This window comes from Coprococcus sp. LG101-27 (assembly GCF_027695515.1).
In the GTDB taxonomy this organism is placed as follows: Bacteria; Bacillota; Clostridia; order Lachnospirales; family Lachnospiraceae; genus Allocoprococcus; species Allocoprococcus comes.
On sequence record NZ_JAQEUJ010000001.1, the window covers coordinates 111,241 to 123,390 of the forward strand.

Annotated in this window: 13 protein-coding genes and 1 other annotated feature; of the genes, 10 read left to right on the forward strand and 3 right to left on the reverse strand. The window is 43.1% G+C overall.

Translation table 11 applies throughout. From position 1 onward, the window contains the following. Positions 1-18: 18 nt before the first annotated feature. A complete protein-coding gene (locus tag PG766_RS00565) occupies positions 19-1,302 on the forward strand; it encodes an adenylosuccinate synthase (RefSeq protein ID WP_117823944.1) in 1,284 nt (427 codons plus the stop codon). An 86-nt stretch (positions 1,303-1,388) separates the two neighbouring features. On the opposite strand, the gene asnA is transcribed toward PG766_RS00565, so the two are convergent. Further along, the gene (gene asnA / locus PG766_RS00570; RefSeq protein ID WP_008374783.1) at positions 1,389-2,399 is read right to left on the reverse strand and encodes an aspartate--ammonia ligase; all 1,011 of its coding nucleotides are present in this window, start codon (positions 2,397-2,399) and stop codon (positions 1,389-1,391) included. Between the two features lie 334 nt (positions 2,400-2,733). On the opposite strand from asnA, the gene PG766_RS00575 reads away from it, so the two are divergent. Further along, positions 2,734-2,892: a hypothetical protein gene (locus tag PG766_RS00575; RefSeq protein ID WP_008374787.1), complete on the forward strand. Its 159-nt coding sequence runs from the start codon at positions 2,734-2,736 to the stop codon at positions 2,890-2,892. A gap of 4 nt (positions 2,893-2,896) precedes the next feature. On the opposite strand, the gene PG766_RS00580 is transcribed toward PG766_RS00575, so the two are convergent. Then, a complete protein-coding gene (locus PG766_RS00580) occupies positions 2,897-3,118 on the reverse strand; it encodes a hypothetical protein (protein ID WP_022220548.1) in 222 nt (73 codons plus the stop codon). A gap of 136 nt (positions 3,119-3,254) precedes the next feature. Here PG766_RS00580 and PG766_RS00585 point away from each other — a divergent pair, with 136 nt between their 5' ends. From PG766_RS00585 to PG766_RS00620, 8 genes are all read left to right on the forward strand, one after another. Beyond that, positions 3,255-3,764, forward strand: coding sequence for an SEC-C metal-binding domain-containing protein (locus PG766_RS00585; RefSeq protein ID WP_022220547.1), 510 nt, complete (start codon positions 3,255-3,257; stop codon positions 3,762-3,764). A gap of 69 nt (positions 3,765-3,833) precedes the next feature. After that, positions 3,834-4,044 (forward strand) — a binding site (T-box leader). A gap of 144 nt (positions 4,045-4,188) precedes the next feature. Then, positions 4,189-5,052, forward strand: a complete 864-nt coding sequence (locus tag PG766_RS00590; RefSeq protein WP_117556267.1) for an aldo/keto reductase — start codon at positions 4,189-4,191, stop codon at positions 5,050-5,052. A gap of 37 nt (positions 5,053-5,089) precedes the next feature. Beyond that, positions 5,090-7,021 (forward strand): threonine--tRNA ligase, encoded by a 1,932-nt coding sequence (gene thrS / locus PG766_RS00595; RefSeq protein WP_117556265.1) that lies wholly within the window; start codon positions 5,090-5,092, stop codon positions 7,019-7,021. Positions 7,022-7,097: 76 nt separating this feature from the next. Further along, the gene (locus tag PG766_RS00600; RefSeq protein ID WP_117556263.1) at positions 7,098-7,418 is read left to right on the forward strand and encodes a DUF1540 domain-containing protein; all 321 of its coding nucleotides are present in this window, start codon (positions 7,098-7,100) and stop codon (positions 7,416-7,418) included. 159 nt (positions 7,419-7,577) lie between these two features. After that, complete coding sequence (locus tag PG766_RS00605; RefSeq protein WP_117835237.1) at positions 7,578-8,960, forward strand: AI-2E family transporter; 1,383 nt, start codon at positions 7,578-7,580, stop codon at positions 8,958-8,960. Between the two features lie 6 nt (positions 8,961-8,966). Next, a complete protein-coding gene (gene metA, locus PG766_RS00610) occupies positions 8,967-9,893 on the forward strand; it encodes a homoserine O-acetyltransferase MetA (RefSeq protein ID WP_118198437.1) in 927 nt (308 codons plus the stop codon). A gap of 115 nt (positions 9,894-10,008) precedes the next feature. After that, a complete protein-coding gene (locus PG766_RS00615) occupies positions 10,009-10,638 on the forward strand; it encodes a cyclodeaminase/cyclohydrolase family protein (protein WP_118198436.1) in 630 nt (209 codons plus the stop codon). A gap of 25 nt (positions 10,639-10,663) precedes the next feature. Next, the gene (locus tag PG766_RS00620; RefSeq protein WP_118198435.1) at positions 10,664-11,536 is read left to right on the forward strand and encodes a bifunctional 5,10-methylenetetrahydrofolate dehydrogenase/5,10-methenyltetrahydrofolate cyclohydrolase; all 873 of its coding nucleotides are present in this window, start codon (positions 10,664-10,666) and stop codon (positions 11,534-11,536) included. A 150-nt stretch (positions 11,537-11,686) separates the two neighbouring features. Here the strand turns inward: PG766_RS00620 and PG766_RS00625 are convergent, their stop codons facing one another. After that, positions 11,687-12,034: a helix-turn-helix domain-containing protein gene (locus PG766_RS00625; protein ID WP_270590239.1), complete on the reverse strand. Its 348-nt coding sequence runs from the start codon at positions 12,032-12,034 to the stop codon at positions 11,687-11,689. Positions 12,035-12,150: the final 116 nt, after the last annotated feature.

Below are 12,150 nucleotides of genomic sequence, written 5' to 3' on the forward strand. Positions count from 1 at the left end.
CACGCAGGAGGATTTATTATGGTTAAAGCAGTAGTAGGTGCGAACTGGGGAGACGAAGGAAAAGGTAAGATCACAGATATGCTTGCCGAAAAAGCAGATATTATCATTCGTTTCCAGGGTGGAGCAAATGCCGGACATACAATTATCAATGATTACGGCAAATTCGCTCTTCATACATTACCGTCAGGAGTTTTCTACGGACATACAACCAGTATCATCGGCAATGGTGTCGCTGTAGATATCCCGGTTCTTTTCAAGGAAATCCAGTCAATCATTGACAGAGATGTTCCGATGCCGAAGATTCTGGTGTCAGACCGTGCACAGATGGTGATGTCTTATCACAAGAATTTTGATGCATATGAGGAAGAGAGACTGGGCGGAAAGTCGTTCGGATCTACAAAGTCTGGTATTGCACCGTTTTATTCAGACAAGTATGCAAAGATTGGTTTCCAGATCAGTGAGCTTTTCGAGGATGAAGCTGAACTTAGAGAAAAGGTAAACCGCATAGCAGAACAGAAGAACGTCATGTTGGAACATCTGTATCACAAACCGTTAATCAATCCTGATGATTTATATAAGGAACTGATGGAATACAAAGAAATGGTAGCACCGTATGTATGTAACGTTTCTCTGTATCTTAACGAAGCACTCAAGGAAGGTAAAGAAATTCTTCTTGAAGGACAGCTTGGAACATTAAAGGATCCGGATCATGGAATTTACCCAATGGTAACTTCTTCTTCTACACTGGCAGCTTACGGTGCAATCGGTGCCGGAATCCCGCCGTATGAGATCAAACAGATCGTTACAGTATGTAAAGCCTACTCAAGTGCAGTAGGAGCAGGTGCCTTTGTAAGTGAGATCTTTGGCGAAGAAGCAGATGAACTCAGAAGACGTGGTGGAGACGGCGGAGAATTCGGCGCAACAACAGGTCGTCCGAGACGTATGGGATGGTTTGACTGTGTAGCATCCAAATATGGATGCCGTATGCAGGGAACTACAGATGTAGCATTTACTGTTGTCGACGTACTTGGATACCTGGATGAAATTCCGGTATGTGTAGGATACGAGATTGACGGAGAAGTTACAACAGAATTCCCGACAACACATCTTCTTGAGAAAGCAAAACCAGTACTCAAGACACTTCCGGGATGGAAATGCGACATCAGAGGAATCAAGAAATACGAAGATCTTCCGGAGAACTGCAGAAACTACATCGAATTTATCGAGAAAGAGATCGGATATCCGATCACAATGGTTTCTAATGGACCGGGAAGACATGATATCATCTTCAGAAATAAATAGGAATGTAAAAATAGGGCAGGACTTTTTTAGTCCTGCCTCATTTTTTTATGGCGAATTATCAAATTGTGATAATGGTTGGTTATGTATTACAGTAAGTACACTCCGCGGGATGCGGCTTCTTCGAGGACGTCGTCCGGCCAGATGGAGGACTGGACTTCTCCGATGTGGGCTTTGCGGAGATAGAACATACAGATTCGGGACTGTCCGATTCCGCCTCCGACTGTGTACGGAAGTTTTCCGTTCAGTAATGCTTTCTGGAAATCCATCTCGGCGCGTTCTTCGCAGCCGGCTTCCTTTAACTGACGGCGGAGTGCATCTTCATCGACACGGATACCCATGGAAGAAAGCTCCAGTGCGATATCGAGTACCGGATAGTAGACGATGATATCACCGTTCAGTTCCCAGTCATCGTAGTCCGGTGCACGTCCGTCATGACGCTGTCCGGAGGCAAGTGTCTTACCGATCTGTTTGATGAATACGGCACCTTTGGCTTTGGCAAAGTGGTATTCACGTTCCTTTGGTGTCTTGTCAGGATACATGGTTTCCAGTTCCTGGGATGTGATGAAGCTGATTTCATCCGGAAGGAATTCTTCAATATAATTGTAACGGCGTGCCATGTAGGCTTCGGTTTCTTTGAGTGCACTGTATACTTTTCCTACAGTGTATTCCAGTGTCTCCATGTTGCGTTCTTCTTTGGAAATTACTTTTTCCCAGTCCCACTGGTCAACATAGATGGAATGGATGTTGTCAGTATCTTCATCTCGGCGGATAGCACTCATATCAGTATAAAGTCCTTCTCCTGAATGAAAGCCGTAGCGCTTTAAGGCGTAACGTTTCCATTTTGCAAGAGAGTGGACGATCTCAACTTCGCGGTCTTCCTGTTCTTTGATGCCAAATGCAACCGGGCGTTCTACTCCGTTCAGGTTATCGTTCAGTCCGGATTCCGGGCGGACGAAAAGAGGAGCGGATACACGCGTCAGATGCAGAGATTTGGCAAGTGCGCGTTCAAAGTGGTCTTTTACTTCTTTGATAGCCACTTCAGTCTCGCGGATCGTAAGTGGAGAATGGTAATTCTCCGGTATCTGCAAATTGTTCATGATGTTCTTCCTTTCTTACTACTCACTATGTCTAGTTTAGTGAATTGACGTGGTGTTGTCAATCATATTTTCTTAAGAAACAACTTATGATTTTTTTAGAGAATCTCCATAGTAAGGTCACAGAACACGGCTATACTCTTAAAATAAAAAGATGATGAATGTTTTTGAGGATTGCGAGAGTGCAAAGCACGTAGCAATCTGGTATCATCATAAAAAAGAAAAAGTCATAAATCAGAAAATAAGAACATATATTAAAGATGTCGGGGAAATGCCGGATGAGGCTTATACCAGAAGGCAGACAGACGAAAAAACTGTAGACAGGAGGTAACAAGATATGCAGAAAGAGAAGAATATCAGCACACAGGAAGTCATTTCCATGGAAGAATATCTAAATAAAAGACAGAAGATCAGAGAACAGGAGAAAAAACGATTTGGTGGCAGATTCGGCGAAGAGAAAAGCCCTGCCTGGATGATGGCAGAGCTTTATGTATGAGATGTTAATATTCACTGTGAAAGTCGTCATCATTCCTGTGGATCAGACGATAAACCAGGATGTAGGCGTAACTCATAACCGGTACAAGAATCGTGCAGGCAACAGATGCTTTAAGAAGTCCTAATGATCTGGATTTGTCGATAAATGCAAATACCAGAGTGCTGACGTACATCAGGAACAGAAGAATTGCACAGATAAGAGCTGCAAAACGCTTGAATTTTTTCATAACAACCACCTTCGTACTATACTTTATCTCTATTATATAGATAAAAAACAATTTCTACAAGAAAATGTTTTGCAAACAGTCGAAAAATGCTGTATGATATATGGAGTGATAAAGAATAAAAAGGAGAATTTACAGTATGAGTACATTATTAGAACAGTGGAGAGATACCGCTTACTCGAAAGAGATGGATAAAGCTTCTCTGCAGAAGTTCTGGGGAACCTATTTCCAGACTGAAAAAGAGATCTATGAAAAGCTGCTTGAGAATCCAGACGAAGAAGTAAAAGGAACTGTAAAGGAACTTGCTGAAAAATATGGCATTAATGTATTTACAATGACAGGATTCCTTGATGGAATCAACGACAGCCTGAAAGTGGCTAATCCAATTGAGACAATGGATGAGGACACTGAGGTAAGTCTTGCTTTTGATAAAGAACTGCTTTACAAGAACATGGTAGATGCAAAAGCTGACTGGCTGTATGAACTGCCACAGTGGGATAAGATCTTTACAGAAGAAAAGAAAAAAGTCCTTTACAAAGAACAGAAAAACGCACGTACAATCCACGTGGAAAAGAAAGTTTATCCAAACGATCCATGTCCGTGCGGAAGTGGTAAAAAATATAAAAAATGCTGTGGTAAGAACAAATAGGTTCTGATAGAAATTTTCAATACATTTTTTGAACGTGTTGACAAATGAAAATCCCATGGTATAATGTTAGCAAATGCGATGAAGAGAAGAGTAGAACGCAGGAAGAATCCCAGAGAGAGAGGTCTTAGGCTGAGAGCCTCTTATTACAGAAGCGTTTGAAGACCACCTCCGAGCGGCTGTAAAACAGTCCGGCTGGATACCGTTATCATCCACAAAGAGGTCCTGGAAATCAGGACAAGCGGGGTGGAACCGCGGGTATACAAAGTAACTCGTCCTCTGCAGCAGATATTTCTGTTGCAGAGGTTTTTTAGTTTACGCGAGCAACGAGCCAAAGTCCGTGCTTGCACGAGACCTTGGCGACTGCCGCGATAACTTGAGAAACTCGCGGAGCGTGTTTCTCATAGTTTACAGAAAGGATGATCTAATGGAAAGTATTTACGATTGTTTCAAGTTGAACAATGATATGAAAATCCCATGCGTTGGTTTTGGAACCTACAAAGCGGCAGAAGGGAATAACGTGGAGATTTTAAAGACTGCCATAGAAGCAGGATATCGCTATTTTGATACCGCATCCTTTTATCAGACCGAAGAGTTTGTAGGTCAGGCGATCCGTGAAAGCAATCTTCCAAGAGAGGATTTCTTCCTTGTATCCAAAATGTGGAAAGATGAAATGGGATATCAGCAGACAAAGGATGCATTAGAAAAGAGTCTGAAAAGACTTGGTACCGATTATCTGGACATCTATCTGATCCACTGGCCAAGACCGTCGGCTGACTGTGAGAACTGGAAAGAACTGGATCTTGAGACCTGGAGGGCGATGGAAGAACTTCAGAAAGAAGGGAAGATCCGGGGACTTGGACTCAGCAACTTCCTTCCGCACCATATTAAGAACATTCTGGAGAATGGAACTGTAAAACCAGTTGTCAATCAGCTGGAACTGCATCCGGGTTATATGCAGCAGGCAGCTGTGCAGTATTGTAAAGAGCATGGTATTCAGATGCAGGCATGGAGCCCGATCGGAAGACGGCGGATTCTGGAAGATGGACTGATCCTTGAACTTGCCGGAAAGTATCAGGTTTCACCGGCGCAGCTGTGTCTGAGATTCCTGCTTCAGAATGATATCATTCCGCTTCCGAAATCATCTTCGATGGAGCGGATGAAACAGAATATGGATCTGTTCCATTTTGAGATCAGCGAAGAGGATGTATCGAGACTGGCAACTATGCCACAGGCAGGATGGTCAGGAGAACATCCGGATCCGGAGCTTGCACAGAAAAATGTTGTATAATCAGAAATTATAAAATAAAGAGAGGAACAAAAAGACTATGAAAATCACATTAAAAGATGGATCAAGCAAAGAATATGCACAGAGCATGTCTGTAATTGATATTGCAAAAGATATCAGTGAAGGACTTGCAAGGGTTGCAACAGCAGGAGAAGTTGACGGAGAAGTTGTTGATTTAAGAACTGTGATCGACAAAGACTGTGAGCTGAACATTCTTACATTCAATGATGAAAAAGGAAAAGGTGCATTCCGTCACACAACATCCCACATTATGGCACAGGCGATCAAGAGACTGTACCCGGATACAAAGCTTGCAATCGGACCTTCTATTGAGGATGGATTCTATTACGATATCGATCGTGAGACTCCACTTGTAGCAGAAGATCTGGAAAAAATCGAAGCTGAGATGAAGAAGATCGTGAAGGAAGATCTTCCAATCAAGCAGTATACAATGCCAAGATCTGAGGCAATTGCATATTTCAAAGAAAAAGATGAACCATATAAAGTAGAACTGATTGAAGATCTTCCGGAAGATGCTGTGATCAGTTTCTATTCACAGGGAGAATTTACAGATCTTTGTGCAGGACCGCACCTGATGAGCACAAAACCGGTAAAAGCATTCAAACTTACAAGCCTTGCAGGAGCTTACTGGCGCGGAAGTGAAAAAAATAAGATGCTTCAGAGAGTTTATGGTACTTCTTATCCGAAGAAAGCAGAACTTGAAGAATATCTGCATATGATGGAAGAAGCAAAGAAGCGTGATCATAGAAAACTTGGAAAAGAACTTGGACTTTTCATGATGAGAGAAGAAGGACCAGGATTCCCATTCTTCCTTCCAAAAGGAATGGAACTGAAGAACCAGCTGCTTGATTACTGGAGAGAGATCCACAAAAAAGCCGGATATGTTGAAATTTCAACACCAATCATGTTAAGCCGCCATCTCTGGGAAACATCAGGACACTGGGATCACTACAAAGACAACATGTATACAACTGTGATCGATGATGAAGATTTCGCCATCAAACCGATGAACTGCCCGGGAGGAATTCTTGTATATGAATCTGAACCACGTTCATACCGTGACCTTCCGCTTCGTATGGGAGAACTTGGACTGGTCCACCGTCATGAAAAATCAGGACAGCTTCATGGACTGATGCGTGTAAGATGCTTTACGCAGGATGATGCACATATCTTCATGACACCAGAGCAGGTACGTGATGAGATCAAAGGCGTTGTAAAACTGATCAATGAAGTTTACAGCCTGTTTGGATTTAAATACCATGTAGAACTTTCTACAAGACCGGAAGACAGCATGGGAAGCGATGAAGACTGGGATATGGCTACAAAAGCCCTTCGCGGCGCATTGGACGATCTGGGACTTCCATATGTAGTAAATGAAGGAGATGGAGCGTTCTACGGACCGAAGATCGACTTCCATCTGGAAGACTCTATCGGAAGAACATGGCAGTGTGGAACCATCCAGCTTGATTTCCAGCTTCCGCTCAGATTTAACCTTGAATACACAGGAGCAGATGGTGAGAAGCATCGTCCGATCATGATCCACCGTGTAATCTTCGGATCGATCGAAAGATTTATCGGTATCCTGATCGAGCATTTTGCGGGAGCATTCCCGACATGGCTTGCACCGGTACAGGTTAAGGTACTTCCGATTTCAGACAAATATATGGATTATGCACAGAAGGTTCTGGATGAACTGAACAATTCAGGTGTTCGTGCAGAGATTGATACACGTGCAGAGAAGATCGGATACAAGATCCGTGAAGCACAGATGAAGAAGATCCCGTACATGCTGGTTGTCGGAGCAAAAGAAGAAGAGGACGGACTGGTATCTGTAAGAAGTCGTTTTGAAGGGGATGAAGGACAGAAGACACTGGCTGACTTCCTTGCGGCAATCAAGATGGAGATCCAGGCCAAGACAGCAAGAGAAGTAAAAAAAGAAGACGACAAATAGAGATTTAAATAAAATCTGAATAAGAAATAAAATTTTCGGGCATAATGATACTGATTTTCAAAAAGGAGGTAACATTATGCCTGAATTAAAATGTACAGTACAGACATGTATGCACAACAAAGATTTTTATTGTGATCTGAACGCAATTACGGTGGGAGGAAAATCTGCACGGAAAGCTGCAGAGACAAGTTGTGACAGCTTTGAAGAAAGAAAAAGCGGAACCTACAGCAATGTGACAGGTGAGGCGGGTCCGACAAGCAAGATCGACTGCAAGGCCACGGAGTGCCAGTATAATAAGGAATGCCAGTGCCATGCAGGAAAGATCAGTGTGGAGGGCAGCCAGGCATGCAGCTGTGATGAGACGGAATGTGCAACTTTCAGTTGTGGATGTGCGTAGATGAGATTGATGGGTGTGGGAGAGTTTCTCCTGCACCTGTTTGTTTGTGTGCAAGGAATGAGAGAAAAGGTGCGAAAAGGATGGTTGGGGAGGTTGACGGGGGTGTTAGAAAGAAGGTATAATGAAAACTAGACTTTTGAAGAAAGACAGGGAAATTAAATGGAAAAAAAAGAAAATGTAGAGGAAGGGGTTTCAGAGAAGCCGGAAGAGAAGAAATCAGCAGCGTATTATGAGAAGCGTCCGGAATTTGGTAACAGAGGACCATCAAAGATTTTGCTTCATTTCAGGAAGGGGCTTACCTTTTTTCTTGTAATTGCAGCTTGTGTGATCTTTTATTTTCTGTTACTCCGAATAGATGATATATCAGTAGGTGTCAGTAAAGTAATTGATGTGTTAAAGCCGATCCTATACGGAATGGTGATCGCATATTTGCTGAATCCGATCGTAAAGCAGATTGACCGGTGGCTGATTCCACAATTAAAAAAGAAAATGTCTCAGGAAAAGGCAAAGAAGGTTTCGCGTAGTGTCGGTGTTTTTGCAGCGCTGGTTATGCTGCTTGCTTTGATCCTGGCACTGTGCAATATGCTGATTCCGGAACTTTATAAAAGTATCCGTGACATGGTTCAGACTCTGCCGGGACAGATCAGTGATATGGTTACGAAGATCATAAGTATCCAGAAAGATACCAGTCCTGCCGGAGTCATGGCACGTAACCTGTTAGAAAAGGGATCGGATGCATTACAGAACTGGATCAAACAGGATCTTTTAACCAAGGTTAATGAAGTGATGTCAAACCTGACGGTTGGGATCATCAATTTTGTCAGTGAGATCCTGAATTTTCTGATTGGTCTTATTGTATCAGTCTATATTCTGTTCAGTAAGGAAACATTTTCCGCACAGAGTAAAAAGATCGTCTATGCAGTGTTCCGTACAGATCATGCCAATATGATCCTGCATCTGACAAAGAAAAGCAATGAGATTTTCGGTGGATTTATTATTGGAAAGATCATTGATTCTATGATTATTGGAGTGCTTTGCTTCTTTGGACTTACGCTCCTGAAGATGCCGTACATACTTTTGATCAGTGTAATCGTTGGTGTGACCAATGTCATTCCTTTCTTCGGACCGTATATCGGTGCTATTCCGAGTGCCGTTCTGATTTTGCTGAATGATCCGATCAAGGGCTTGTATTTCCTGATCTTCATTCTTGTGCTGCAGCAGCTTGATGGAAATGTGATCGGACCGAAGATTTTGGGCAATTCGACCGGATTATCTGCATTCTGGGTGGTATTTTCAATCCTGCTCGGAGGCGGTCTGTTTGGATTTGTAGGAATGATCATGGGCGTGCCTACATTTGCAGTAGTTTATTATATTATTACAATGCTGATCAATCATTTGCTGGAGAAGAAAAAGCTTCCGCTTCAGACTTCGGAGTATGGGGAAAAGAGTTATGTGGATGATAGTGGAAGATTTGTCAGAGAAAATCCGGAAGAAAATGATACAGCGGTAAAAAACGGGGAAAATAAAAAAGAGAGGAAGTAAGCAGAAATGCCAATTCGTGTACAGAATGACCTTCCGGTAAAAGAAATACTGGAAAAAGAAAATATATTTGTAATGGATGAGAACCGTGCGGTTCATCAGGACATCCGTCCGATCAAGATCGGACTTCTGAATCTTATGCCACTGAAAGAGGATACGGAACTTCAGCTTCTGCGTTCCCTTTCCAATACACCGCTGCAGGTTGACATTGTATTTTTGGCAGTAAAAAATCATGTTTCAAAGAACACTTCAGCGAATCACCTGAACCGGTTTTATGAGAATTTTGAAAATGTAAAAGATCAGAAATTTGACGGATTTATCATAACCGGAGCACCGGTAGAGCAGATGCCGTTTGAAGAGGTGGATTACTGGGAAGAGCTTGTAGAGATCATGGAGTGGACAAAGACGCATGTTACTTCAACGATCCATCTCTGCTGGGGAGCACAGGCAGCACTTTATTATCATTATGGAATCAATAAAGTACAGCTGGACAAAAAGCTTTTCGGTATCTTTGAACATAAGGTTATGAACCGTAAGATTCCTCTGGTACGTGGATTTGATGATGTATTTTATGCACCGCATTCCAGACATACAGATGTGCCGATTGAGAAGATCCGTGCAGATGAGAGACTGATGATTCTGGCAGAGTCGGAAAAGGCAGGAGCATACCTTATCATGGCACAGGATGGAAGACAGATTTTTGTAATGGGGCATCCGGAGTACGACCGGGTGACACTGGATCAGGAGTATAAGCGGGATCTGAGTAAAGGACTTCCGATTGAAATGCCGGAGAATTATTATCCAGACAATGACAGCACACAGAAGCCACTTCTTACATGGAGAGCACATGGTAACTGTATGTATGCAAACTGGCTGAATTACTATGTTTACCAGGCAACCCCGTATGATATGGTGGGGACACCGGATTTTCATTAGGATTCAGATAGAATTTCATATACCGATATCCTGAAAGGCATATTAGAAAGTACTACGTTTCAGAAGAGAAATCCTTTGCTATAATAGGAAAGCAAAAATAAGCGGGAGGAAAAATATGTTATTGGAGCAGAAAACAACTGATTTTTTGGAACAGCTCTCATCGTCAGCACCGATTCCGGGAGGTGGCGGTGCATCGGCAGCAGTCGGAGCGTTCGCATCATCTTTGGGACTTATGGTTACAAATCTGACTGTCGGAAAAAAGAAATATGCGGATGTTGAAGAAGAAATTCTAGAGATAAGAGAAAAACTTGAGCAGAAGAAGCAGGATCTGGTCCGGATGGTAGATGAAGATGCCGAGGCTTTTGAACCACTGGCAAAGGCTTACAGAATGCCAAAAGAGACAGAGGAAGAACAGGCAGAGAAGGAAAAAGTTATGGAGGCCGCACTTAAAAATGCGGCAGAAGCACCACTGTGTATCATGAAAACAATTGTAGATACTATGGAGATGATCCGGGTGCTGGGGGAAAAAGGAAGCAGGCTTGCTGTCAGCGATGCAGGAGTTGCAATCCTCTTTGCACAGGCAGCCCTTGAAGGAGCTTCTCTTAATATTTTTATCAATACAAAGATGATGAAGGATCAGGAAGAAGCTGAAAGACTGAATTATCTGGCTGATCAACTGATTGCGACAGGCAAAGAACTGAAAGAGACAACTTATGATGCTGTACTTAAGGGTATCAGACCATAACAGATAAGACAGACAGGAGGAAGACATGAGCATACAGATGCGAGGAGCTGAAGTGGCAAAAGCCATGAAAGAAAAGTTGATCAGAGAAAGAGAAGAGTTGAATGCGGCGGGAGTAAATCCATGCCTTACGATCATTCGGGTAGGAGCGAAAGAAAATGATCTTGCTTACGAACGTGGGGCAAAAAAGAGAATGGAAATGATCGGAATCGAGTGCCGCATTGCGGAACTGCCAGAAGATATTTCACAGGAAGAATTTGAGGATGCTTTCTGTAAGATCAATAAAGATCCGGAGGTTCACGGGATTCTTTTGTTCCAGCCGCTTCCGGAGCAGCTCGATGTAGAGAAGATCAGACAGATGATCGACCCGGCAAAGGATATGGATGGAATGAGTCCTGTAAATCTTGCAAAAATATTCGAAGGTGACAGAACTGCTTATGCGCCTTGTACTTCTGAGGCAGTGATGCACATTATGAATCACTATGGAATTGAACTCCAGGGGAAAAGAGTGACCGTCATCGGAAGAAGCATGGTTGTTGGAAAACCGCTTTCCATGCTGATGCTTGGACAGAATGCAACTGTAACTATCTGCCATTCACGCACAAAAGATCTGGCGGACAGATGTCGCGAAGCCGAGATAATAGTAGCTGCGATCGGACGGGCAAAGCATATCACCTCCGATATGATCGCCGAAGGAGCGGTGGTAGCGGATGTCGGAATCAACGTACTGGAAGACGGAACCCTCTGCGGAGATGTGGACTACGAAAATGTCCGGGAAAAAGTATCCCATATCACACCGGTTCCGGGAGGAGTAGGAAACGTCACAACCTCTGTACTCGCCTCTCACGTGCTGCGTGCCGCCCGTACAGGTCAGAACGAACCCGGACAACGCAGAGGGTAACACCGCCTCTCTGTCGAACACAATACAAATGGGCGAAGAACAGTTACAACCGGTAACCCAGAGCGCCCCGGAAGAGAAAAAATCCTATAGATTCAACTTGAATCTATAGGATTTTTTTCTCCTCCGGCTCCGGGGTGGCATAGACTACATTTATTTTTCGCCCATCTCTGGTGGAATCTTTTCTAACAACTGTCGGATATTATCACGGATCAGTCGTTTATAATTATCAGGAAACGGTGTGATCATATCCAGGATCTCGGCATTGATCGGATCCTTTGAATGAATTGAATCATCTAGGTAGTCACAGATCAGATAATCAAATTTGACATCTAATGCTTCTGAAAAATTAAGCATGGTTGCAAAGGATGTTGCCTGGCTGCCATTTTCAATCCGGCTTATCGTTGTCTCGTCAAGATTTAGTTTTTCTGCTAGTGCTGCCTGTGTAAGACCGGCTTTGTGACGTGCCTGCCGAACGCGTATACCGAAATTCTTTTCCATGCTGTTTATCTCTCCTTCATAAAAGTAGTGTAGCATTTCAATTTGAAAAAAGAATGATATTATACGCAAGTTAACTTTACAAAAACGCCATGATAGAATATGATTAAAAAAAGGGG

Bases quoted from the DNA above. Each gene is read 5' to 3' on its own strand.
- PG766_RS00565 (WP_117823944.1), top strand. From the start codon at position 19: ATGGTTAAAGCAGTAGTAGGTGCGAACTGGGGAGACGAAGGAAAAGGT.
- asnA (WP_008374783.1), bottom strand. From the start codon at position 2,399: ATGAACAATTTGCAGATACCGGAGAATTACCATTCTCCACTTACGATC.
- PG766_RS00575 (WP_008374787.1), top strand. From the start codon at position 2,734: ATGCAGAAAGAGAAGAATATCAGCACACAGGAAGTCATTTCCATGGAA.
- PG766_RS00580 (WP_022220548.1), bottom strand. From the start codon at position 3,118: ATGAAAAAATTCAAGCGTTTTGCAGCTCTTATCTGTGCAATTCTTCTG.
- PG766_RS00585 (WP_022220547.1), top strand. From the start codon at position 3,255: ATGAGTACATTATTAGAACAGTGGAGAGATACCGCTTACTCGAAAGAG.
- PG766_RS00590 (WP_117556267.1), top strand. From the start codon at position 4,189: ATGGAAAGTATTTACGATTGTTTCAAGTTGAACAATGATATGAAAATC.
- thrS (WP_117556265.1), top strand. From the start codon at position 5,090: ATGAAAATCACATTAAAAGATGGATCAAGCAAAGAATATGCACAGAGC.
- PG766_RS00600 (WP_117556263.1), top strand. From the start codon at position 7,098: ATGCCTGAATTAAAATGTACAGTACAGACATGTATGCACAACAAAGAT.
- PG766_RS00605 (WP_117835237.1), top strand. From the start codon at position 7,578: ATGGAAAAAAAAGAAAATGTAGAGGAAGGGGTTTCAGAGAAGCCGGAA.
- metA (WP_118198437.1), top strand. From the start codon at position 8,967: ATGCCAATTCGTGTACAGAATGACCTTCCGGTAAAAGAAATACTGGAA.
- PG766_RS00615 (WP_118198436.1), top strand. From the start codon at position 10,009: ATGTTATTGGAGCAGAAAACAACTGATTTTTTGGAACAGCTCTCATCG.
- PG766_RS00620 (WP_118198435.1), top strand. From the start codon at position 10,664: ATGAGCATACAGATGCGAGGAGCTGAAGTGGCAAAAGCCATGAAAGAA.
- PG766_RS00625 (WP_270590239.1), bottom strand. From the start codon at position 12,034: ATGGAAAAGAATTTCGGTATACGCGTTCGGCAGGCACGTCACAAAGCC.